This is a genomic window from Nocardioides nitrophenolicus, from assembly GCF_016907515.1.
Taxonomy (GTDB): Bacteria; Actinomycetota; Actinomycetes; order Propionibacteriales; family Nocardioidaceae; genus Nocardioides; species Nocardioides nitrophenolicus.
The window spans coordinates 1,445,450-1,466,647 of the sequence record NZ_JAFBBY010000001.1; the positions used below are offsets into that span (position 1 = coordinate 1,445,450).

General features: G+C 72.1%; 22 protein-coding genes. 7 read left to right on the forward strand and 15 right to left on the reverse strand.

What is annotated here, in order from left to right; genetic code table 11:
* Positions 1–2 precede the first annotated feature (2 nt).
* The 4 genes from JOD66_RS07175 to JOD66_RS07190 are packed head-to-tail and all read right to left on the reverse strand — an operon-like array spanning position 3 to position 4,502.
* Positions 3–1,376 carry an acyclic terpene utilization AtuA family protein gene (locus JOD66_RS07175; protein WP_204836211.1) on the reverse strand — a complete coding sequence of 458 codons (1,374 nt, stop codon included), beginning with the start codon at positions 1,374–1,376 and terminating at the stop codon, positions 3–5.
* Positions 1,373–2,161, reverse strand: coding sequence for an amidohydrolase family protein (locus JOD66_RS07180; RefSeq protein WP_204836212.1), 789 nt, complete (start codon positions 2,159–2,161; stop codon positions 1,373–1,375). The genes JOD66_RS07175 and JOD66_RS07180 overlap by 4 nt, the downstream gene beginning before the upstream one ends.
* Positions 2,158–3,324, reverse strand: a complete 1,167-nt coding sequence (locus tag JOD66_RS07185) for an acyl-CoA dehydrogenase family protein (protein ID WP_204836213.1) — start codon at positions 3,322–3,324, stop codon at positions 2,158–2,160. Before JOD66_RS07185 ends, JOD66_RS07180 begins: the two co-directional genes overlap by 4 nt.
* On the reverse strand, positions 3,321–4,502 hold the full coding sequence (locus tag JOD66_RS07190; protein ID WP_204836214.1) for an acyl-CoA dehydrogenase family protein: 1,182 nt from the start codon (positions 4,500–4,502) through the stop codon (positions 3,321–3,323). Before JOD66_RS07190 ends, JOD66_RS07185 begins: the two co-directional genes overlap by 4 nt.
* A 102-nt stretch (positions 4,503–4,604) precedes the next feature.
* Between JOD66_RS07190 and JOD66_RS07195 the strand changes: the two genes are divergently transcribed.
* From JOD66_RS07195 to JOD66_RS07205, 3 genes are read left to right on the forward strand one after another with little or no spacing between them, the layout of a single operon-like run.
* Positions 4,605–5,381 (forward strand): SDR family NAD(P)-dependent oxidoreductase, encoded by a 777-nt coding sequence (locus JOD66_RS07195; RefSeq protein ID WP_204836215.1) that lies wholly within the window; start codon positions 4,605–4,607, stop codon positions 5,379–5,381.
* Positions 5,381–5,794, forward strand: a complete 414-nt coding sequence (locus JOD66_RS07200; protein WP_204836216.1) for a carboxymuconolactone decarboxylase family protein — start codon at positions 5,381–5,383, stop codon at positions 5,792–5,794. Before JOD66_RS07195 ends, JOD66_RS07200 begins: the two co-directional genes overlap by 1 nt.
* Entirely contained in the window at positions 5,791–6,303 is a 513-nt protein-coding gene (locus tag JOD66_RS07205) for a carboxymuconolactone decarboxylase family protein (RefSeq protein WP_204836217.1), read from the forward strand. Before JOD66_RS07200 ends, JOD66_RS07205 begins: the two co-directional genes overlap by 4 nt.
* A gap of 32 nt (positions 6,304–6,335) precedes the next feature.
* On the opposite strand, the gene JOD66_RS07210 is transcribed toward JOD66_RS07205, so the two are convergent.
* The 6 genes from JOD66_RS07210 to JOD66_RS07235 all read right to left on the reverse strand — a co-directional run bounded on the left by JOD66_RS07210 (position 6,336) and on the right by JOD66_RS07235 (position 13,804).
* On the reverse strand, positions 6,336–7,505 hold the full coding sequence (locus JOD66_RS07210; protein WP_204836218.1) for a CaiB/BaiF CoA transferase family protein: 1,170 nt from the start codon (positions 7,503–7,505) through the stop codon (positions 6,336–6,338).
* Positions 7,505–8,986: an aldehyde dehydrogenase family protein gene (locus JOD66_RS07215; RefSeq protein ID WP_204836219.1), complete on the reverse strand. Its 1,482-nt coding sequence runs from the start codon at positions 8,984–8,986 to the stop codon at positions 7,505–7,507. Before JOD66_RS07215 ends, JOD66_RS07210 begins: the two co-directional genes overlap by 1 nt.
* Before the next feature lie 43 nt (positions 8,987–9,029).
* Positions 9,030–10,196 (reverse strand): acyl-CoA dehydrogenase family protein, encoded by a 1,167-nt coding sequence (locus tag JOD66_RS07220; RefSeq protein WP_204836220.1) that lies wholly within the window; start codon positions 10,194–10,196, stop codon positions 9,030–9,032.
* A gap of 28 nt (positions 10,197–10,224) precedes the next feature.
* Positions 10,225–11,862 (reverse strand): AMP-binding protein, encoded by a 1,638-nt coding sequence (locus tag JOD66_RS07225; protein ID WP_239545981.1) that lies wholly within the window; start codon positions 11,860–11,862, stop codon positions 10,225–10,227.
* A 10-nt stretch (positions 11,863–11,872) separates the two neighbouring features.
* Entirely contained in the window at positions 11,873–12,928 is a 1,056-nt protein-coding gene (locus JOD66_RS07230; RefSeq protein WP_204836222.1) for an LLM class flavin-dependent oxidoreductase, read from the reverse strand.
* A gap of 81 nt (positions 12,929–13,009) precedes the next feature.
* On the reverse strand, positions 13,010–13,804 hold the full coding sequence (locus JOD66_RS07235) for an SDR family NAD(P)-dependent oxidoreductase (RefSeq protein WP_204836223.1): 795 nt from the start codon (positions 13,802–13,804) through the stop codon (positions 13,010–13,012).
* A 100-nt stretch (positions 13,805–13,904) separates the two neighbouring features.
* Here JOD66_RS07235 and JOD66_RS07240 point away from each other — a divergent pair, with 100 nt between their 5' ends.
* Positions 13,905–14,483 carry a nuclear transport factor 2 family protein gene (locus JOD66_RS07240; RefSeq protein ID WP_204836224.1) on the forward strand — a complete coding sequence of 193 codons (579 nt, stop codon included), beginning with the start codon at positions 13,905–13,907 and terminating at the stop codon, positions 14,481–14,483.
* Between the two features lie 3 nt (positions 14,484–14,486).
* On the opposite strand, the gene JOD66_RS07245 is transcribed toward JOD66_RS07240, so the two are convergent.
* From JOD66_RS07245 to JOD66_RS07265, 5 genes are all read right to left on the reverse strand, one after another.
* A complete protein-coding gene (locus JOD66_RS07245) occupies positions 14,487–15,761 on the reverse strand; it encodes an HNH endonuclease signature motif containing protein (RefSeq protein ID WP_204836225.1) in 1,275 nt (424 codons plus the stop codon).
* 306 nt (positions 15,762–16,067) lie between these two features.
* Positions 16,068–16,526 carry a nuclear transport factor 2 family protein gene (locus JOD66_RS07250; RefSeq protein WP_204836226.1) on the reverse strand — a complete coding sequence of 153 codons (459 nt, stop codon included), beginning with the start codon at positions 16,524–16,526 and terminating at the stop codon, positions 16,068–16,070.
* On the reverse strand, positions 16,523–17,311 hold the full coding sequence (locus tag JOD66_RS07255; protein ID WP_204836227.1) for an SDR family NAD(P)-dependent oxidoreductase: 789 nt from the start codon (positions 17,309–17,311) through the stop codon (positions 16,523–16,525). The genes JOD66_RS07250 and JOD66_RS07255 overlap by 4 nt, the downstream gene beginning before the upstream one ends.
* Positions 17,308–17,697, reverse strand: a complete 390-nt coding sequence (locus tag JOD66_RS07260) for a hypothetical protein (protein ID WP_204836228.1) — start codon at positions 17,695–17,697, stop codon at positions 17,308–17,310. Before JOD66_RS07260 ends, JOD66_RS07255 begins: the two co-directional genes overlap by 4 nt.
* 2 nt (positions 17,698–17,699) lie before the next feature.
* The gene (locus JOD66_RS07265) at positions 17,700–18,278 is read right to left on the reverse strand and encodes a pyridoxamine 5'-phosphate oxidase family protein (RefSeq protein ID WP_204836229.1); all 579 of its coding nucleotides are present in this window, start codon (positions 18,276–18,278) and stop codon (positions 17,700–17,702) included.
* Positions 18,279–18,416: 138 nt separating this feature from the next.
* Here JOD66_RS07265 and JOD66_RS07270 point away from each other — a divergent pair, with 138 nt between their 5' ends.
* From JOD66_RS07270 to JOD66_RS07280, 3 genes are read left to right on the forward strand one after another with little or no spacing between them, the layout of a single operon-like run.
* Entirely contained in the window at positions 18,417–19,601 is a 1,185-nt protein-coding gene (locus JOD66_RS07270) for a thiolase family protein (protein ID WP_204836230.1), read from the forward strand.
* 16 nt (positions 19,602–19,617) lie between these two features.
* Complete coding sequence (locus tag JOD66_RS07275) at positions 19,618–20,385, forward strand: SDR family NAD(P)-dependent oxidoreductase (protein WP_307823367.1); 768 nt, start codon at positions 19,618–19,620, stop codon at positions 20,383–20,385.
* Positions 20,382–21,155, forward strand: coding sequence for a crotonase/enoyl-CoA hydratase family protein (locus JOD66_RS07280; RefSeq protein ID WP_204836231.1), 774 nt, complete (start codon positions 20,382–20,384; stop codon positions 21,153–21,155). The genes JOD66_RS07275 and JOD66_RS07280 overlap by 4 nt, the downstream gene beginning before the upstream one ends.
* The last annotated feature ends 43 nt before the right edge of the window (positions 21,156–21,198 follow it).

Genomic DNA, 21,198 nt, shown 5'->3' on the forward strand with positions numbered 1-21,198 from the left:
GCTCACACCTCCACGATCTCGACGGACTGCACGACGTGCTCGCGCGGGATGAGCGCCGGCCAGATGGCGTAGAGCTCCTTCAGCGGCGGGCGGGTGCCGATGCCGGCGATGCCGGCGGGTCCGTTGTTGTAGAGAGGCACGCTCTCGGTGAAGACCTTGCGCGCCTCGTCGGCGTCGGGGCAGCGGGCGGCGTAGCGCACCACGACCTCCGGCAGGTCCGGGTCGTCGGGCGGCGGCACGCGGTCACCCCACATCGAGCTGTGGCCGGGGTACTCGACGAGGTCCTCGCTGTACCTGAAGTCCGCCGCGGCGAGCCGCCGGCGCAGGAACTCCAGCCCCCGCCGGGCCTTCTCGACCGCGCGCGGCCAGGTGTAGGTGAACTGCGCCTCGCCGACGAAGCCGGCGCGGTAGCCCATGTTGACCTTGAGCGTGGCGGGGGCCGGACCGCCGGTGCCTCCGGTGATCCGGACCCGGTCCGGCCCGATCTCCTCGAGCCGGACCTGGGTGAAGTCGGCCGTGACGTCGGCGGTCAGGTAGCGGGCCGGGTCGAGGATCTCGTAGACGAGCTGCTCGCTCACCGTGCCGACGTCGACGCGACCCCCGGTGCCCGGGGTCTTGGTGAGGACGGCGGTGCCGTCCTCCGCGACCTCCGCGATCGGGTAGCCGAGGTCCTCGAGACCAGCCACACCGGCCCAGTCGCCGTCGTACAGGCCGCCGGTGGCCTGGCCCCCGCACTCGATCGCGTGAGCGACGACGGTCGCCATGCCGAGCCGGTCCCAGTCGTCGCGCGCCCAGCCGAACTCGTGGATCAGCGGGCCGAGATAGAGCGCGATGTCGGTGACCCGGCCGCAGATGACGATCTGCGCGCCCTGGCCCAGCGCCTCGACGATGCCCTCGCAGCCGGTGTAGACGGCCGCATGGGTCAGCCGCTCGCGCACCTCGGCCAGCGGCCGGCCGGTGTCGAGGTTCTCGAAGCTGACGCCTCGCTCCATCAGGTCGTCGATGTCGGCCTCGATGTCGTCGCCGGTCACGACGGCGATCCGCAGCCCGGACAGGCCGAGCTCCTTGGCGAGGTCCGCGACCGCGGCCGCGGCGGCCCGGGGATTGGCTCCCCCGGAGTTGGTGACGACCTTGATCCCCTTGGCCACGATGCCGGGGAGCGCGCCGCGCAGCAGGTCGAGGATGTCGCGGGTGTAGCCGCGGTCGCCGCCGCGGGCGCGCTGCTTGGCCAGGATCGACATGGTCAGCTCGGCCAGGTGGTCGCAGCACAGGTAGTCGATGTCGCCACGCTCGACCATGTCGATGGCCGGCTGGACCCGGTCGCCCCAGAACGCCATCCCGGCGCCGAGCCGGACGGTCTTGGCCGGCGCGGTCACGAGATCCCCAGGATCCGGGCGATGTTGCCGCCGAGGATCCCCTCGGTCTCCTCCTCGGTCAGTCCGAGCGCGCGCACCGCCGCGATCTCGGCGGCCGGGTCGGCCATCGGCCAGTCCGACCCGTAGACGACGCGGTCGGCGCCGTGGCGCCGGATCAGCTCGACCAGGCGGGCCTTGTCGAGGTCGCCGACGGTGGGCGGCCACGAGGTCTCGAGCAGTACCCGCGACGCGACGACGTGCTGCTCCGCCTCGTCGAGCGCGTGGTAGCCGCCGAAGTGGCAGGCGATCAGGGTCAGCTCGGGCACCTTGCGGACCAGCGCCGCCAGGTGGTGGGGCGCGCCCCGCTCGTTGGCGTCGTCGTCGCCGCCGGAGCCGACATGGGTGATCACGGGCATCCCGGCCTCGGCCAGGCCGTGCAGGATGTCCTCGACGCGCGGGTCGGCCAGCGAGAGGCTCTGGAAGAGCGGGTGCAGCTTGACGCCGACGATCCCGTTGTCCTTCAGGATCGTGAGGTTCTCCTCGACCGACAGCTCCGGGTGCACGGTCCCGAACGGGATGAGGCGGTCCCGCGGCACGCCGCCGATGAACTCGTTGGTGCGGGCCACGACCGACGCCTTGATCCCGACGCCGAGGGCGAAGCCCTTGTCGATGCCCGCCTCGTCCATGGTCTCGAGGAGGCCGGACAGCTTGCCGTTGAAGCGCAGCGGCATCCCCGCCGGGCGCTGGGCCTGCATCGCGTCGGCGATGTGGTCCGGCCAGACGTGGAGATGGCAGTCGATGATCACCGCTCGCCCTCCGCCTCGAAGTCCTTGACCAGCTTCTTGGCGAGGGAGTCGAGGATGACCTCGGTGGAGCCCTCGTAGATCCGCATCGGCCGGGCGTCGCGGTAGAAGCGCTCGATGTCGCTGCCGCGCACCAGTCCGAACCGGCCCATCACCTGGACCGCGCGGTCGACGACCCGACCGCATGCCTCGGTGGCGCCCACCTTCGCGATCGACGACAGGTGCAGGCCGGCGAGCGGGTCGCGGGCGGAGGCCGCGGCGGCGCGGTAGGTCATCGCGCGCGCCATCTCGATCTCGACCCAGCAGCTCGCCAGCGACTCGGGTACGCCGCCCAGCCGGGCCAGCGGCTTGCCGAACAGCTCGCGCCGGGTGGCGTGCCCGAGCGCCTCGCGCAGCGCGGCCTCGGCCAGGCCGACCGCGGCTCCGGCCACCGAGACCCGGAAGGTGGCCAGGGTCTGCAGCATCAGGCCGAAGCCCGCGCCGGCCTCGCCGATGCGGTGGTCGAGCGGGACCCGCACGTCCTGGAGGACCACGTCGCCGAGCACATGGGGCGCGATGATCTGGTGCGGCGAGGTGACGCTGACCCCTGGCGCGTCGGCCGGCACGAAGACCAGCGAGTAGCCGGCGCCCTCCTTGGCCAGGATGGCGAAGAAGGAGGCGTCGGGAGCATTGGTGATGAACGACTTGTGCCCGTTGACGACCAGCGCGCCGTCCTCCTCGACCACGGTGGTGGAGATCGCGCGGAGGTCGGAGCCGACGTCGGGCTCGGTCAGGCCGATGGCGGCGACCGCCTCCAGCGAGGCGACGCGCGGGAGCCACTCCTTGCGCACGCTCTCGCTGGCGGCACGGGTGACGCAGAAGCTGCCGATGCCCTGCATCGCGAACATCGAGTCGAGATGGGCGCTCACCCCGGCGAGCGCCTCGCGGACCACCGTCACCGCGAGTGCGTCGACGGCCTCGAACCGGCCGCCGTACTCGGCCGGTACGACGACCCCGGCGAGACCCGAGGCGACCAGCCGCTCCCGCACGTCGGGGTCGAACCGGTCGGCCTCGTCGGCGCGCGCCGCGATGTCCCGACAGGACTCGGCGAGCGCCCGCGCCTCGGCCTGCAGGTCGAGATAGCGCTGGGGGAGCTGGAACAGGGCCGTCTCGTCGTCGCCGGTCACTTGATGATCGCCTCCGCGGGCCGCTGGTTGAAGTTGCGGCCGAACATGTCCGCGGCGATCCGGACCCGCTGGATCGCCGGCGTGCCGCCTGCGATGGCCCAGCCGTGGGAGTCACGGTGCAGCCGCTCCAGACCGTACTCCTCGGTGTAGCCGTTGCCACCGTGCATCTGCATGCCGAGGTCGGTCACCACCTTGGCCATCTCGTTGGCGTAGCACTTCGCCAGGGAGGTCTCGTAGGAGTTGGGCAGGCCGGCCCCCGCGTTGACCGCGGCCCGGTAGATGAGCAGCCGGCTCGCCTCGACCTGCATCGCCATGGTGGCGACGGTCATCTGCACGTTCTGGAACTCGATGAGGGGGCGGCCGAACTGGTGCCGCTCCTCGACGTAGCGACGGGTCCGGTCCAGCGCCGCCTGCGCCAGGGCCAGCGACATGGTGGCATTGCCCAGGCGCTCGATGGCGAAGACGCCGAAGAGCTTGCTGAAGCCGCCGGCCTCGACGACCAGGTCGCCGATCGGCACCCGCACGTCGTCGAAGTAGATGTCCGCGCTCGGGATGCCGCGGAAGCCCATCAGCTTCTCGGTCGCGCCGAACGAGACGCCGGGGGCGTCGGCCGGCACGATCACCGCGCCGATCCCCTTGGAGCCGGGCTCGTCGTTGAGCCGGCAGTAGACGAGGTAGTGGCTGGAGGCTCCGCCGTTGGAGATCCAGCGCTTGTTGCCGTTGATCACGATCTCGTCGCCCTCGATCCGGGCGCGGGTCTTCATGTCGGTCGCCGCGGAGCCGGCGTCGGGCTCGGAGATGCCGATCGCCATCTCGAGGTCACCGGTGGCGACCTTGGGCAGGTACTCCTTCTTCTGCTCCTCGGTGCCGAAGAACTCCAGGACGCGGCACGGGCCGACATTGGACTCGAAGACGTGGAAGGCCGCCTGCCGGTTCTCCTTGGCGATCTCCTCCTGCACGATCAGCGCGTCGAGCAGCGAACCACCGTGGCCGCCGTACTCCTCCGGGGTGGTGATCCCGAGGAAGCCGAGGTCGGCGAGGCGCTTGAGCTCGTCGTGGGGCAGGGGGGTGCGGTTGAGGTCCCAGTCGGCCGCGAGGGGCGCGTACACCTCCACCGCCACCTGGCGCGCGAGCTCGCGCAGCTGCTTCTGCTCCGGGGAGAGGTCGAATCCGAACACGGCGTCTCCTGCCTTGGATGCCTTGGCACCCGAATGGATGATAACTATGATCACCATATAGATAGATTGAGCCCGCGGCAAGCGACCCGATAGGAATCAGCCATGACCGAACAGCCCCCGCCCTCCCCCGCGCCCCACTTCGACCTGACCGGCAAGGTCGCCCTCGTCACCGGCGGCAGCCGAGGCCTCGGCCGCGCCATGGCCCTCGGGCTGGCACAGTGCGGCGCGGACCTGATCGTCGCCAGCAGGAACGGCGAGGCCTGCGAGGAGTACGCCGCCGAGCTGCGCGCGGCGACCGGCCGCCGCGCCGTCGGCATCGGCGCGCACGTCGGTCGGTGGGACGCGCTCGAGGGACTCGTCGACCAGGCCTACGACACCTTCGGCAAGGTGGACGTGCTGATCAACAACGCCGGGATGTCGCCGCTCTACGACAAGGTCACCGACGTGACCGAGGCACTCTTCGACAAGGTGCTCGACGTCAACCTCAAGGGACCCTTCCGGCTGACCGCCCTGATCGGCGAGCGGATGGCCGCCGGCGACGGCGGCTCGATCATCAACATCACCAGCATGGGCGCGGTCCGCCCGCGCCCGGCGATCCTCCCCTACTCCGCGGCCAAGGCCGGGCTCAACGCCCTCACCATCGGCTTCGCGCACACCTTCGGGCCCAGCGTGCGGGTCAACGCGATCATGGCCGGCACCTTCCTCACCGACGTCAGCAAGGCATGGGACGCCGAGGCCTTCGCCCGGCGCGCGCAGGGCTTCGCCGCGAAGCGCGGCGGCGAGCCCGAGGAGATCGTCGGCGCCGCGCTCTACCTCGCGAGCGACCTGTCGTCGTACACGACGGGGTCGGTCATCGCGGTCGACGGCGGCCAGCCCTGATGTCCGCCGAGGGTCGCGCCGCCCTCGCCGCGGTCGCGCCCGCGACCGCGGCGGCCCTGGCCGAGGTGGAGCGGGTCGCCGCGACGACCGCGGACGCCGCCACCCGCGAGCTCGTCGCCCGCCGGGTGGCCGGCCTGCTCGGGCTGCCCGCGCCGGCCGGCGGCGCGCTGCCGGACACCTGGGTGTGCGAGCTCGACGAGTGGCACGCCTCGACCCTCTTCGACGAGGCGACCCGGGGCCTGCTGGCGTTCGTCGACCAGTTCGTGTTCGCCGTCGGGAGCATGGGCGACGACGAGGTGGCCGCCCTGCTCGCCACCCGCTCGCCGCGCGAGGTGCACGAGCTGTGCAATGTGGTCTGGTCGATCGACCTGGCCCTGCGTGCCGACCACGTCGCGGCGCGGGTGCTGGCATGACCGGCCCCCGGATCCCGCTGCCCGACGACCCGTCGGTGCCCAAGTACGGTACGCCGATCGACTACGCCGTCGCGGACTTCGCGGCCACCGCGATGCGTGCGGAGCGGCTCGACCCGGTCGTCACCGAGCTGGTCCGGCTGCGTTGCGCGCGGATCCACGACTGCCGGCTGTGCCGCTCGCTGCGGACCGCGCCCGACCGGCTCGACGAGGAGACGGCGGCGAAGATCGACCACTACGAGGCCAGCGACCTGCCCGAGCGGGCCAAGGTGGCCCTGCGCCTGACCGACGCGGTCATCCTCGACCCGGCCGGCGCCGGCCCCGAGCTGCGCACCGCGGCGCACGCGCACTTCACCCCCGCCGAGATCGGCGAGCTGCTCCTCGACGTCGTCAAGTGGAGCCAGCAGAAGGCATCGGTGGCGCTGCGCATCGAGCCGCCGCCCCACGAGGGCCTGAGCCGGCTCCGGTTCGACGCGTCGGGCCACCCGAGCATCGGCGCGCCGCTCGGCTGAGCCCGCCCGGCCCGGACGCCGAACGGCCCGGCTCAGCCGAGCAGCTCGGCCAGCACCTCGTCGGTGTGCTCGCCGATCGACGGCACCCCGTGGTACCCCGGGCCGTCGTAGCCCTCGACGTGGAGGACCGGGCCGGGCGTGAGCACCCGGCCGAGCGCCTGGCTGCCGGTGATCTCCACCAGGGTCCGCTCCAGGAAGTGCGGGTCCACGACGATGTCGCTGGCGTCGTTGACCTGCGAGCAGACCACCTCGAACTTGTCGAGGACGTCGAGGACCTCCGCGCGCGGACGCTCCGCCACCCAGCTCTTGACGATCTCCTGCAGCTCGTCGTTGTGCTGCATCCGGACCTCGTTGGTCGCGTAGCGCGGGTCCTCGATCATCTCGGGGCGCCCCATCGCGGCGAACAGCCGCTTGGCGATGCCCTGGTTGGACGCCGCGATCGAGAGCCACTTCCCGTCGGCCGCCTCGTAGACGCCGCGCGGCGACGCCGAGCCGGTGCCGTTGCCGACCCGGCCCTGGACGAAGCCGGTGCCGCTGTAGTTGATGATCATGTCGCCGATGATGAACATCAGCGGCTCGTAGAGCGCGACGTCGACATGGTCGCCCTGCCCGCTGCGCTCACGCCGGTAGAGCGCCATCGAGGTGCCCATGGCGGCCGCGATGCCGGCGATCGAGTCGGCGAAGCCGAACGGCGGCGAGGTCGGCGGGGTCTCCGGCCAGCCGTTGATGTAGGCGAAGCCGCTGCCGGTCTCGGCGACCGTCCCGAAGCCCGGGCGCTCCCGGTTCGGGCCGGTCTGGCCGAAGCCGCTGACGCTGGTCATGACCAGGCCGGGGTTGTCGGCGGCGAGCGCCTCGTAGCCGAGGCCCCACTCCTCCATCCGGCCGGGCCGGAAGGACTGGATGACCACGTCGACCCTGCCCGCGAGGCGGCGGACCAGGTCCTTGCCCTCGGCGGAGCGCAGGTCGACGCCGACCGAGCGCTTGCCGCTGTTGAGGCGGGCGAAGCCGAGGGACTGGCCGTTCTTCATCGGCGTCCACTGACGGGCGTAGTCGCCGGTCGCGGGATCCTCGACCTTGATCACGTCGGCGCCGAAGTCGCGCAGCATCCGCCCGCAGGTCGGCGCGGCGTACATGGTGCCGAGCTCCAGCACCCGGATCCCGGCCAGCGGCCCGCGGGACCGGTCGTGGCTCTGGTCGGTCATCACAGCCTCCACTGGATGTGCTTGACCTCGAGGTACTCCTTCATGCCCCACTCGCCGAGCTCGCGGCCCACGCCGGAGCGGCCGTAGCCGCCGAAGGGGGCGTCGGGACGCATCGCGCCGCCGCCGTTGATCCAGACCGTGCCGGCACGCACCTGCTCGGCGATCCGGCGCGCCTCGACCAGGTCGTCGCACCACACATTCGCCGCGAGTCCGTACGCCGTGTCGTTGGCCAGGCGGATCGCCTCCTCGGTGTCCTTGAACGGCACGATGACCGCGACCGGGCCGAAGATCTCCTCCTGCACCGCGCGAGCCGAGTGGGGCAGGTTGCCGAGCAGCACCGGGTTCACGAAGAAGCCCTTCTCGGGCACCGGCTTGGTGACCTCGAGCAGCTTCGCGCCGCCCTCGGCCACGGAGCCGTCGATGAAGCCCTGGACCCGCGCCCGGTGGTCGGCGCGGATCATCGGGCCGATGTTGGTGGCGCGGTCCCACGGGTCGCCCACGACCATCTGGTCGAACGCCGCGGCGCCGGCCTCGAGGAACTCGTCGTACTGGCTCTCGTGGACCAGCAGCCGGGCCAGCGCGGCGCAGCCCTGGCCGCCGTTGCGGGCCCAGCGCAGGTGCATCTCGACGGCGATCTTCTTCACGTCCACGTCGTCGGTGACGATGCTCGGCGACTTGCCGCCGAGCTCGAGCGTCACGCCGACGAGGTTCTCGGCCGCCTGCGCCATGATCTTCGAGCCGACGCCGTCGGAGCCGGTGAAGGACACCCGGTCGACGCCGCGGTGCGAGCTGAGCTGAACGCCCACCTCGGTGCCGCCGACGATCACGTTCATGACACCCGGCGGCAGGCCGGCCTCCTGGATCAGCTCGCCCAGGAACAGGGTGGTGAGCGGGGTCCGCGGCGAGGGGAAGAGCACCACCGTGCAGCCGGCGGCCAGCGCGGCGCCGAACTTGAAGATGGCCAGGTTCAGCGGGTAGTTGTAGCCGGTGATCGCGGCGACCACGCCGACCGGCTGGTGCACGACGTCGCTCTCGGTCGGGTGCGGCTTGTCGTAGCCGCCGAGGTGGACGGTGCGGTCCACCTTGGCCGCCTCGGCCGCCCAGCGCAGGTGCTCGTCGACGGCCATCTTCACCTGGAGGTACTCCGCCAGGGAGACCGGCGTGCCGACCTCGTTGACGATCGAGGGCAACAGCCGGTCGGCCGCCTTCTCCAGGACGTCGGCCAGGCGGTGGATGTGGCGCGAGCGCTCCTCGCCCGAGAGTGCCGCCCAGGCCGGGAAGGCGTCGCGGGCGGCGGACACGGCCGCGTCGACCTGGTCCGGCGTCGCGCCGCCGACGGTCGCGATCACCTCCTCGGTCGCCGGGTTGAGGACGTCCCACTGCTCACCCCGCGGGTCGACCATCTGGCCGCCGATCAGCAGGGTTCGGGTCGTGGGCACCCAGGAGCGCAGCTCCTCGGTGCGGGCGTCGGTCGCGGTCATGGTTCTCTCTTTCGGCGCTCGTTGGTCTCGGGGTGACGACTGGTCAGTAGCTGCGCGGCAGGCCGAGCACGTGCTCGGCGACGTAGTTGAGCACCATCTCCTGGCTGATCGGCGCGATCCGCATCAGCCGCGCCTCCCGGAAGTAGCGCTCGACGTGGTACTCCTTGCTGTAGCCCATGCCGCCGTGGACCTGGAGCGCGACGTCGGCGGCGTAGAAGCCCGCCTCGGCGCACAGCCACTTGGCGTAGTTGGCCTCGGCCCCGCACGGCTGCTGCTGGTCCACCAGCCAGGTGGCCTTCTGCAGGACCGCGTCGGCGGCCTCGATGCGGATCTTGGCCTCGGCCAGCTGGAACGCCAGGCCCTGGTTCTGCCCGATCGGACGCCCGAACACCACGCGCTCGTTGGCGTAGCGCACGCCCCTGCGCAGCGCGGCCTCGCCGATCCCGAGCATGGCGTTGGCGGCCACGACCCGCTCCGCGTTGAGGCCGGTGAGGATCACCTTGAAGCCCTTGCCGACCTCGCCGACCACGTCCTCGTCGGCGACGAACAGGTCGTCGATGAACAGCTCGTTGCTGTCGACGGAGTTGCGGCCCATCTTCGGGATCGACCGGATCGTGACCCGCTCCCGGTCGATCGGGGCGAAGAACACGGTGAGCCCGTCGGTGCGCTTGGCGCAGTCCTGCTTCGGCGTGGTCCGGGCGAGCAGGAGCATCCGCTCGGCCTGCTGCGCGTTCGAGATCCACACCTTCTTGCCCGACACCAGCCAGCCGCCGTCGACCTTGCGGGCGAAGGTCGAGATGTTCGTGGTGTCCGTGCCGGCGTCGGGCTCGGTCACCGCGAAGGAGATCTGGAGGTCGCCCGTGGGGACGCGGGGCAGGAAGCGGCGCTTCAGGTCCTCGCTGCCGTGGTGGAGGATCGGCTCGAAGCCGAAGATGCCGATGTGGACCGAGCTGCAGCCGCCCATGCCCGCCCCGGAGCTCGCGATCTCGCGCTCGACGATGGCCGCCTCGGTCACGCCGAGTCCGCCGCCGCCGTACTCCTCGGGGATGGTCAGCCCGAGCCAGCCGCCGTCGGTGATCGCCCGGTAGAAGTCCCACGGGAACTCGTGCTTCTCGTCCCGCTCGGCCCAGTACTCGTCGGGGAAGCGCTCGCACAGGGTGCGCATCCCCTGGCGGATGTCCTCGTGCACCGGGTCCGGGTTGTAGTCCATGCTCGTCCTTCGTGTTCGCGGGGGCCGCTCAGGCCCGGGAGCTGTCGTAGGTGTCCGTCGTGACGCCCTCGTCGCGCAGGGCCGCCTTGCGGACCTTCTCCGACGGCGTCTTGGGCAGGGCGTCGGCGACCCGCAGGTAGCGCGGGATGGCGAAGGCCGGGATCTTGCCGCGGCACCACTCGAGGATCTCGGCGGGCTCGGCGGCCTCCTGGGTGACCACGACGGCGAGCACCTCGTCCTCGCCCGCCTCCTGGTCCGCGGGGACGCCGATCACCGCCGCCTCGACCACGGCCGGGTGACCGAGCAGGGCCTGCTCGACCTCGTAGGAGCTGATGTTCTCGCCGCGGCGCCGCAGGGCGTCCTTGTAGCGGTCGATGAAGTAGAACCAGCCGTCCTCGTCCTTGCGCAGCGCGTCGCCGGTGTGGAACCACAGGTTGCGCCAGGCCTCGACGGTCTTCTCGGGCATGTTGTAGTAGCCCTGGCTGCAGGTCCACGGGTGCACCGGCCGGACCACGAGCTCGCCGACCTCGCCGACCGCGACCTCGCGGTCGGTCTCCGGGTCGACCAGCCGGATGTCGAACCACTCCTTGTTCTGCAGGCCCGCGGCACCGGCCGGCCGGGGCACGCCGTACGGCGACATGATCGGCGCGCTGGTCTCGGTGAGGCCGAAGGCGTCGACGAACGCCTCGATGCCGTAGCGCTCCTTGAACTGCTCGACGATCGTGCTGGCCGTGGGCGCGGCGTAGACGACCCGCAGGCTGTTGTCGCGGTCGTCGCGGCGCGGCTCCTGCTTCCAGGCGAAGTCCATCATCACGCCCACGAAGTTGGTCGCGGTCACGCCGGAGTCGCGGACGTGGTCGATCCAGCGGCTGGCGCTGAACTTCGAGCGGATCACGGCCCGGCCGCCGGCGACGATCACCGGGTAGACGGCCATGAAGGTCGCGTTGCCGTGGAACAGCGGGGTGGTCGTGAGGTAGACGTCGTCCTCGGTCAGCCGGGTCAGGCTGACCACGATCTGGGCGAAGAAGTAGAGCTGGGAGTGCGGCATCGCGACGCCCTTGGACGGACCGGTCGTCCCCGAGGTGTAGAAGATCGCGCCGAGGTCCTGCGGCCTCGGCGTCGGCAGCGCGGTGACCTCCGCGGCCTCCAGGTCCTCCCAGGGCGCGGCCTGCCAGCCGTTCTCGACCAGCAGGTCGACGGCCTTGTCGCGCACGCCGGCACCGGTGTCGATGACCCAGAACTTCTCGATGCCGCGCGCGTGCTCGGCCACGGCCACCCACCGCTCGGCGAGGTGGTCGTCGATCACCGCCCAGCGGGCCTGGGCCACGTCGAGCTGGTGGCGCAGGAACTCGCCCTCGTAGTTGGTGTTGATCGGGACCTCGACCAGGCCGCCCACGGCGGTGCCCCACCAGGTCCGCACGAAGCGCGAGGAGTTGGCCGCCATCAGCACCACGCGGTCGCCCTGCCGGGCACCGGCGGAGTACACCGCCGAGGCGACCCGCTCGGCGGAGTCGAGCGCCTCGGCGTAGGTGATCCGCAGGTCCTCCTCCGGGAACTCCAGGCAGTCCTTGTCGGGGGTGCGGGCCGCGTGGTGGCGCAGCACGTGGTCGAGGGTCCAGGTCTCCGGGTCCGGGAAGTGCGGGACCAGCCCGGTGTAGTACTGCATCTCCCCCACCTCAGGCCTCCTCGGGCACGGCGAAGGCGGCCTCGTCGATGGTGGTGCGGGCCTCGAGCGGCAGCAGCGCGGGCACGACGTCCTTGCCGAGCCGGTTGATCGCGGCGATCGTCTCGTCGCCGTCCATGGTGGGCCACTGCGGGCGCAGCAGGATCGGGTCGACCGGCAGCTTCGCGACGTAGTCGGTCAGGCTGGCGACGACGTCGTCGGGCGTGCCGATGACCGCGTGGCCCGACACCGCCTTCGCGAACTCGTTCTCCAGGTCGGTGTCCTTCATGACGTCCAGGCCCTTGTTGGCATAGGTGAGATAGCGGCCCTGGGCGACCCGGGCGAACTCGACGATCGCCTCCTCGCGGGTGTCGGCGACCAGGCAGTTGCGCCGCAGCGGCTGGGGCGTGAACTCCTTGCCCCGCTCGGCGAAGCCCTCCATCACGATCTGGTGGCGCACCGCGATCTCGTGCATCGGGGTCTCCGGCGGGCAGGCGTACGCGTCGCCGTACTTCGCGCAGCGGCGTACGCCGGGGATCGCGTGGGCGCCGATCCAGATCGGCGGGTGCGGGTCCTGGACCGGGAACAGGTGGGGCTTGACGTCGTCGAGCTGCCAGTACTTCCCGTCGTGGGTCACCGACTCCTGGGTCCACAGCTTCTTCATCAGCTCCAGTGACTCGTCGAACCGGCCGGCGCGCTCCTTGTAGGGGACGCCGAGGTAGTCGAACTCCTCGGGCCGGTAGCCGAGCCCGGCGCCGAAGATCAGCCGGCCCTCGGTGACCACGTCGAGCGTCGCGATCTCCTCGGCGAGCATCACCGGGTGGTAGAGCGGCGCGATCATGATCTGGGTGGCCAGCCGCACGTTCGGGTCGACCTCGGCCGCGATCCGCGCCAGGAGCGGGACCGGCTGGAGCCAGCGCAGCTCGCCGTAGAGGAAGTGCTGGCCGATCGCGATGTAGGTGAAGCCGTTGGCCTGCGCGGCCTCGACGATGCGCAGCACGTCCTTGAACTGCTGAGCGGGCGTCACCGACTTCGGGACGTCGCTGAGGAGAAGACCGACCTGGACCATGCTGGTGCCTTTCGTGAACGGGAGCCCGGACGAGACCGCTCGGGCGACGAACGAGGTGGGTTGTCGGGTGGGGCGGTCGTCTCAGACCTGGGCCGGCAGCCCCGCGGCCGCCCAGCCGCCGTCGACCGGCAGCACCACGCCCGAGATGTAGCGGGCCTGCGGGGAGATGAGGAAGGCGGCGGCATTGCCGATGTCGGAGGGCGCGCCGACCTTGTTCATCGGGATCCGCTCGAGATAGCCGGCGACCGACACCCGGCCGCTGGCGATCATCGACTGCTGCATCTCGGTCTCGATGGTGCCGGGCGCGATCCCGTTGACCCGGACGCCCTGCGGCGCCCACTCGGTCGAGAGCGAGCGGACCAGGCCGTCGACGCCGGACTTGGACGCGCAGTACGACGCCCGCGCGCCGAAGCCCTGCGAGGCGCAGATCGAGCTCAGCATGACCATGCTGCCGCCCTCGCCGAGATAGGGGCGGGCGGCCTGCGCGCCGATGAAGGTGCCGCGCAGGTTGACGCCGATGACCCGGTCCCACTCGTCGAGCGGGTAGCCCTCGGTCGGCCCGGGCGAGATCACGCCGGCGTTGAAGACCGCCGCGCGCAGGCCGTCGCCGGCCTCGGCCGCGAGCCGGCAGGCCCGGTCGATCACCGCCGGGTCGCACACGTCGCCCACCACCGAGCCGTGCCCGTCGCCGAGCCCGGTCACCAGGCCCTCGACGTCGGGGCTGAGGTCCACCGCGACCACGGCGTGGCCCGCGGCCGCGAGCACCTCCACGATGCCCTTGCCGAGCCCGCGGGCACCCCCGGTGACGACCACGCCCCGGGCGTCCGGGCCGGCAGCGCTCGGTCGCGGGTCCAGCTCCTGGGCGGGCGCGGTCATGGCTCCTCCTGAGATCGTCGAGCCCCGAACGGGGTGTGGCGACGCTAACACTCTTTCGCCTATTCTGACAATGATCCGCCTAGATACCGGAAGGGCCCCCGTGAACCTCGACGACACGACCACGACCATCCTCGCCACCGACGAGACGAGCACCCGGCGAGCGCTGCGCGAGCTGGCCGACAAGGACGCGATCCGCGCCCTCGGCGCGCTCTACTCGATCGCCGTCGACGACCACGACCTGGCCACCGTCGTGCGCTGCTTCGCCGACGACGGCTCGTTCACCCGCGCCGGCACGACGTACGCCGGGCACGCGGTGCTGCGGGAGTTCTACGCCGGGATGATGGACCGGTACGTGACGACCCTGCACATCCCGAACTCCCACGTCATCGACGTCGACACCGAGGCCGGCACCGCGACCGGCCTGCTCACCGGCCAGGCCGAGCTCGCCCTCGGGAACCAGCTGCTGATGGCCGCCTACCGCTACGACGACAGCTACCTGCGCCTCGACACCGGGCGCTGGGTGTTCGCCGCGCGGGAGCTGCGGTTCATGTACAACCTGCCGGTCGAGCAGATGCCGACCGGGTTCGCGGACGCACGACGGATCCGGCTGCCCGGGACGGCTCCGGTCGAGGGGGACTTCCCGGAGACGCTGCCGACCTGGTCGACCTACCGGGGGTGAGCTTCAGGGCCGTCGGTGGAAGCGGATCTCGCCGCTGGCCATGCTTTGGTGGGTGTAGCGGTGGTCGTGGATGCGGTGGTGGTGGAACCCGCACAGGGTCACGGCTCGATCGAGGTCGGTCGATCCACCCCGGGACCAGGGGTCCTCGTGGTGGAGATGGCACCAACGAGCGGGGACGGCGCAGCCCTCGGCGCGGCAGGTGTGGTCGCGCAGCCGGGCCGCGACCCGCTGAGCGGGTCGGAACAGCCGCGCGGAACGCCCCAGGTCGAGCGGACGACTGCGCCCGTCGAGAACGACCGGGATGATCCGGGCCTGACACGCCAGGCGCCGGGCCTCGCTGGCCGAGATGGCCTGGTCGCCGTCGTCGGCAAGGACGCCGGCGGCGGCCAGGTCGGCCCGCAGCTCCGCCAGCCCGACCGTGACACTGACCTGGGTCGCGTCGCCACCGTGTTCGGGCAGCCGGTCGGGGTCGAGCGGCTCGAGCAGCTCGAGGAACACCCAGGCCCGGCGGCGGCGTAACGGCGTTCGCGCGAGGTCGGGATTCGCCTCACGGTTCGGATCGTCGCCGGGGCCGGCGGGGTCGGGGCGGGCGGGGTTGGCGAAGGCGTCGAGGTAGCCCTTGAGCCGCTCCACCCCAGCCCTGGGCAGCACACCGGAGAACCGGGACCTTCCGTCGCCGAGGTCACGGAAGGTCAACGACGCCCGCTCACGGGCAGCCGTCTCTTCGGCCTCGAGCCTGCGGGCGAGCTCTCCCTCGGCGATCTCGGGAGCCACCACGTCGAGGATCCGCCGCCCCAGCCGGCGCAGCTCGACCGGACCGAACTCGCCGGCGTATGCCACCAGCCGGGCCTCGGCGTCGGCCCGGACCTCGGGCCCGAGCGCGGCGGGCAGGTCCGCCACCGCGGCCGCGATCACCCGCGCCTGCGCGGGATTCACCGCCCCGGTCCGCATCCCCGCCGCCACGGCCGGCCGTTCGCCCAAGGCGCGGGCCAGCTTCAGATCGGCCCGCGTGGCGACGGGATCCAGGTGGGCGGCATGAGCCAGCCACACCCCCGCGTCACGAGCACCGTGCACGGCAGCGACGTCACCCGCATCACCCAGAGCCCGCAGCCGCAGCTCCTCGACCTGGGCGGCCAGCGCGCTCGCCTCCAGGAGCAGCCGTTCCTTCTCGGCGGTCGACAGGTACAGCGGCTGCAGATCCCCGACCCGGGCCAGCGCGGCGCGCGCCTCGGCCACCGCGGCCAGCAACGGCTGGACGGACAGTGGCGTGACGGACATGGAGCGGCCTTCCCGAGATTCGACGTACGTCGACCCTACCACGGAAGTCGAACATATGTTCGAACAGGGCGCGAGCCCGTGGCCGGCGCGGGTCATGTCTCAGGACAGCGGTGACACCTCCGTGGCCTGGGCGGTGGCACGGCGCGCCCACAGCTCGCGGGAAGAGGCGGTTCCACCAGACCCTGTCCTCCCGACTCGACCAGCAGCCTCGGGCCGCCACGCTCGCCGAGCCGCAGGCACAGCTCGACGCGTTCGGCCGCCCCCGCGCCGGGCCGGCCGACGTGGCCTGCCCGCCGCGGCGGGTGGTCACTTGCCGACGTGCACGTGCGTGGCGCCGGCGGGCGGCAGGTGCAGGGTCCGCTGCACCCGGATCCGCTTGTGGGCGAGCTTGAGCTCCCCGTCGACCTCGCGGTGGACGTCGTCGTACACCCCGATGATCACGCGGGTGCCCTCCTCCTCGAGCATGGTGGCCTCGAAGTAGGCATGGGTCACGACGTCGTCGCCGTCGCGCTCGGCGAGCACATTGGTGACGACGTGCTTGCAGACCGGGATGCCGAGGGCGTTGTGTGCCCGGTACACGTCGAGGAATGCCTCGACGCCGTCCTCGGTCGGGTGGTCGCCCCGGGTGATCTTGATGTCGTCGGTGACCAGCGCGCGCAGGGTGTCGAGGTCGCCCTCGTCGACCGCGCGGGCATAGCGGAAGTACACCCGGGCGCTGCGGGCGCCGAGCACTCCGAGGTCGTCGGTCAGGTCGGTGGTGGTCATTTCGCGGTCTGTCCTCCGTCGATCGGGATGGTCACGCCGGTCACGAAGCCGGCGTCGTCACTGGCGAGGAAGGCGACGACCCCGGCGATCTCGTCGGGACTGGCGGCCCTCCCCAGGGGGATGAGCGAGATGAAGGTGCCCATCAGGTCGGCGACGTCGGCGCCGGGATCGCGCCCGAAGAAGGTCGGCAGCATGGGCGTGTCGACCGGCCCCGGGCAGATGCAGTTGACCCGCACTCCCTCCGGACCGCCCACCAGCGCGAGCGCGCGGGTGTACGCCGTGAGCGCGCCCTTGCACAGCGAGTAGAGCGGGCTGAAGGGCGAGCCGATCAGGGCGGCGGTCGAGGCGGTCATCGTGATCGACCCCGTGCCACCGGCTCTCTTGACCAGGTCGTAGCCGAGCGAGGCGACGAAGAAGGCGCTCTTGACGTTGACGTCGATCGAGCGCTGGAAGTCGTCCTCGGTGACGTCGATGCCGCCGGCGCCGGGCATGCCGACCTGGTTGTGCAGCACGTGCAGCCGGCCGTGCTCGGTCTCGATCCGCGCGTAGAACGCGCGCAGCGCGTCGTTGTCGGTGGCGTCGAGCCCGACGCCCGTGGCCGCTCCCCCGGCGGCCACGATGTCGCCGGCCACGGCGTCGGCCGCCTCCACGGACAGGTCGGCCACGTAGACGTGTGCGCCCTCGGCCGCGAGCCGGAGCGACACCGCCCGGCCCATGCCGGAGCCGCCGCCGACCACGGCCGCCACCCGGTCGGCGAGCCGGGGCCCGACGCCCCGGGGGCTCATCGGTCGCTCCCGAGGAGTCGCCGCGACACCTGGGCCTCCCCGGTCGCACTGAAGAAGCCGACCAGGAAGGTGGAGGGGTCGAGGCTGTCGGAGACCGACACCAGCGGCTCCCGCCCGGTCGCGGCGGCCTCGGCCCGGTCCCGGCGACCGTGCAGGAAGCCGGCGTAGGCATCCTCCAGCCGGTCCTCCTCGACCTCGTAGACGGCGAGATAGCGGTACGGCATCTCCGGCGCGTCCGGCAGTGCGGCCCGCTCGAACCGCTGCCCGGTCGCGAAGCCGTCGAGCTTGTCGATGGTGTCGACCAGGTGGGCGTCGTACCAGCGGTTGAACTCGTCCTCGCGGTCCGGCCTGGCGTTCGAGAGGACGACCATCAGGTGCCGGGCCACGCTCAGGCTCCCGCGCTCGTGGAGGACGAGACGGCCTCGCCCTTCGCGCGCCCGACGTCGGCGCCCTTGGCCATGCCCCGGCCGTTGCCGGGGATCTTGCGCTGGTCGTGGCTGGCGGTGATGCCGACCGGGCGCACCTCGAAGACCACCCGCTGGGGGCTGTCGAGCAGGGCGCGCCAGGAGTCCGGGTCGGCCGGCTGGAGAGCGCGGGTGAACCGGTCCAGGAACCAGTCGACGGTCTCCCGGTCGCGGTGGACGGTGACCTGCCCGCGCACCGACAGCATCCGGCGTCCCTCGAGCCCGCTGCCGGTGCTGGAGACGACGATCGAGACCCGCTGGTCGGCGGCCAGCGCCCGGACGTGGCCGCGGCCCTCGACCGCGGTCAGCCAGAAGGTGCCGTCGACGTTGATGTAGCTCATCACGACGCCGCACGGCCAGCCCTGGTCGTTGACGTAGACGAAGGTGCACTCCGTCTGGGTGTCGAGCAGCTCCACCCGGTCGCTCAGGTCGAGCTGGGTGCCGGCGAGCTTCTCGAGGTTCTGGGTGCCGAGCTCCGTGGCCGGCTGGGCGGGCTGGGACATGACGCCTCCTCGCGGTCGCGACGGGCGCGGGGCCCCGTCGCTGGATCTGTGATCATGATTACACGAGATTTCCGTCTTCCCGCAAGAGCCCGACCACGATAGGATAATGATGATCATCAATGAGACTCGGAGGTTCCCATGACCGATGCCGTCATCGTCGACGCGGTCCGCACCCCCATGGGCAGGGGCAAGCCGGGCGGCGCACTGTCCGAGGTCCACGCCGTGGACCTCCTCGCGGCGGCACTGCAGGGCCTGGTCCGGCGTACCGGCATCGATCCCGGCACCGTCGAGGACTTCATGGTCGGCTGCGTGAGCCAGGCCGGCGAGCAGTCGGCCACGCCGGGCCGCCAGGCCTGGCTCGCGTCCGGCTATCCCGTGCACGTGCCGTCGGTGACGATCGAGCGCAAGTGCGGCTCGGGTCAGCAGGCCCTCGAGTTCGCCGCGCAGGCGGTCCGCGCCGGGGTGCACGACATCGTCGTCGCCGGCGGCATCGAGTCGATGAGCCGGGTGCCGATGGGCTCGGCCCGGATGGGCGCGGACCCGCACGGGCCCGCCGTCCACGCGCGGTTCCCGCACCTGAGCGGTCAGGGCGTCGCCGCCGAGCTGGTCGCCGACAAGTGGGGACTGAGCCGGCGCGGGCTCGACGAGTACTCCGCGCGCTCCCACGAGCTCGCCGCCGCGGCGGCCGACTCCGGGGGCTTCGACGACGAGATCGTCCCCGTGACCACGCCCGACGGCGGCGTCGTGGCACTCGACGAGTCCATCCGGCGCGGTACGACGGCCGACCGGCTCGGCGAGCTGCGGGCGGTCTTCGGCACCGACGAGAACCGCGCGGCCCACCCGCAGGTCGACTGGAAGGTCACCGCGGGCAACTCCAGCCAGATCACCGACGGTGCCGGCGCCGTCCTGGTCATGAGCGCGACCAGGGCGGCCGAGCTCGGGCTGCGCCCCCGCGCCCGGATCGTCGCGTCCTCGGTCGTCGGCGACGACCCCACGCTGATGCTCACCGGCCCGATCCCCGCGACCGCCAAGGCGCTGGCCCGCGCCGGGCTGTCGATCGACCAGATGGACGCGGTCGAGATCAACGAGGCGTTCGCGCCGGTCCCGCTCGCCTGGGCCGCGGAGTTCCCCGGCCTGCCCGCGGAGCGGCTCAACCCGCGGGGCGGGGCGATCGCGCTGGGCCACCCGCTGGGCGCCTCGGGCATCCGCCTGATGACCACCCTGATCAACCACCTCGAGCAGACCGGCGGCCGCTACGGCCTGCAGTCGATGTGCGAGGCGGGCGGCATGGCCAACGCCACCATCATCGAGATCCTCTCCTGACCCGAAAGGCAGCACCGTGATCCTCAGCAGCGCAGGCTCCGCCATCGTCACCGGCGGGGCCTCCGGCCTCGGCCTGGCCACCGTCACCCGACTGGTGGACCGGGGCGTCCCGACCACGATCGTCGACCTCCCCGGCTCGGCCGGGGCCGAGGTGGCCGAGAAGCTGGGTGAGCTGGCCAGCTTCGCGCCGGCCGACGTGCGCGACGCCGATGCGGTCGGCCGGGCGGTCGACCTCGCGACCCAGCGGGCACCGCTTCGTCACCTGGTGCACTGCGCCGGTCGCGGTGGCACGGTACGGGTCGTCAACCGCGACGGCAGCGCCGGCGACTACGACGCGTACCGGGAGATCGTCGACATCAACCTCAACGGCACCTTCAACGTGCTGCGCCTCGCGGCCGCGAGCATGGCGGCCAACGAGCCGGAGGACGGCCAGCGCGGGGCCTGCGTGCTGACCGCGTCCGTGGCCGCGTGGGAGGGCCAGGTCGGCCAGCTGCCGTACGCCTCGGCCAAGGCCGGCGTGGTCGGGCTGACCGTCGTGGCGGCTCGCGACCTGGCCCGCTCCCTGGTGCGGGTCTGCAGCATCGCGCCCGGTGTCTTCGACACCCCGATCCTCAGCCGGCACGGCGACGAGGTCATCGCCAAGCTCGGCGCCCAGGTGCCCCACCCGTCACGGCTGGGCCGCCCCGAGGAGTACGCCAGCACCGCGCTGCACATCCTCGAGAACGACTACCTCAACGGCGAGACGATCCGCCTCGACGGCGCGATCCGGATGGCGCCGCGGTGAGCGAGGAGCTCGGCCCGGTCCGCACCGAGGTGAGCGACGGCGTCCTCGTCATCACCATCGACCGGCCCGATGCGCGCAACGCCATCGACACCGTGACCGCCGTGGCCGTCGGTGCGGCGATCGACCGCCTGGACGCCGACCCCTCACTCGTGTCCGGCGTGATCACCGGCGCCAACGACACCTTCTGTGCGGGCATGGACCTCAAGGCGTTCCTGGCCGGCGAGAAGCCGTCGATCCCCGGCCGCGGGTTCGCCGGCATCGTCGAGGGCCCGCCGGAGAAGCCGATCATCGCCGCGGTGGAGGGCTACGCCCTGGCGGGCGGGTTCGAGATCGCGCTCGCGTGCGACATGATCGTGGCCGCCGAGAACGCCAGGTTCGGCCTGCCCGAGGTCAAGCGCGGCCTGGTCGCCGCCGGCGGCGGGCTGATGCGGCTGCCCGAGCGGGTGCCGTACCACCTGGCGATGGAGTGGGCGCTCACCGGCGCGATGATCAGCGCCGAGCAGGCCGCCGCGGTCCACCTGGTCAACCGGGTGACCGCGCCGGGGGGCGCGCTCGCCGGCGCGCTCGAGATCGCTCGGGCGATCGCCGAGAACGGACCGCTGGCCGTGCGCGCCACGAAGCAGATCATCGTCGAGTCGCCCGCGTGGACCCGCGCCGAGATGTTCGACAAGCAGCGCGAGATCAGTCTCCCGGTCCGCGCCTCGGAGGACGCGCGCGAGGGCGCCACCGCGTTCAAGGAGAAGCGCGCGCCGCGCTGGACCGGTCGCTGACCGGGCTCCGCACGCGACGAGGGCCGGTCGCCACCTCCGCGGT

What these genes read in the sequence shown, in the direction of transcription:
- JOD66_RS07195 (WP_204836215.1), top strand. Translation starts at nt 4,605, where the DNA reads ATGACCGAACAGCCCCCGCCCTCCCCCGCGCCCCACTTCGACCTGACC.
- JOD66_RS07200 (WP_204836216.1), top strand. Translation starts at nt 5,381, where the DNA reads ATGTCCGCCGAGGGTCGCGCCGCCCTCGCCGCGGTCGCGCCCGCGACC.
- JOD66_RS07205 (WP_204836217.1), top strand. Translation starts at nt 5,791, where the DNA reads ATGACCGGCCCCCGGATCCCGCTGCCCGACGACCCGTCGGTGCCCAAG.
- JOD66_RS07210 (WP_204836218.1), bottom strand. Translation starts at nt 7,505, where the DNA reads ATGACCGACCAGAGCCACGACCGGTCCCGCGGGCCGCTGGCCGGGATC.
- JOD66_RS07215 (WP_204836219.1), bottom strand. Translation starts at nt 8,986, where the DNA reads ATGACCGCGACCGACGCCCGCACCGAGGAGCTGCGCTCCTGGGTGCCC.
- JOD66_RS07220 (WP_204836220.1), bottom strand. Translation starts at nt 10,196, where the DNA reads ATGGACTACAACCCGGACCCGGTGCACGAGGACATCCGCCAGGGGATG.
- JOD66_RS07225 (WP_239545981.1), bottom strand. Translation starts at nt 11,862, where the DNA reads ATGCAGTACTACACCGGGCTGGTCCCGCACTTCCCGGACCCGGAGACC.
- JOD66_RS07230 (WP_204836222.1), bottom strand. Translation starts at nt 12,928, where the DNA reads ATGGTCCAGGTCGGTCTTCTCCTCAGCGACGTCCCGAAGTCGGTGACG.
- JOD66_RS07235 (WP_204836223.1), bottom strand. Translation starts at nt 13,804, where the DNA reads ATGACCGCGCCCGCCCAGGAGCTGGACCCGCGACCGAGCGCTGCCGGC.
- JOD66_RS07245 (WP_204836225.1), bottom strand. Translation starts at nt 15,761, where the DNA reads ATGTCCGTCACGCCACTGTCCGTCCAGCCGTTGCTGGCCGCGGTGGCC.
- JOD66_RS07250 (WP_204836226.1), bottom strand. Translation starts at nt 16,526, where the DNA reads ATGACCACCACCGACCTGACCGACGACCTCGGAGTGCTCGGCGCCCGC.
- JOD66_RS07255 (WP_204836227.1), bottom strand. Translation starts at nt 17,311, where the DNA reads ATGAGCCCCCGGGGCGTCGGGCCCCGGCTCGCCGACCGGGTGGCGGCC.
- JOD66_RS07265 (WP_204836229.1), bottom strand. Translation starts at nt 18,278, where the DNA reads ATGTCCCAGCCCGCCCAGCCGGCCACGGAGCTCGGCACCCAGAACCTC.
- JOD66_RS07270 (WP_204836230.1), top strand. Translation starts at nt 18,417, where the DNA reads ATGACCGATGCCGTCATCGTCGACGCGGTCCGCACCCCCATGGGCAGG.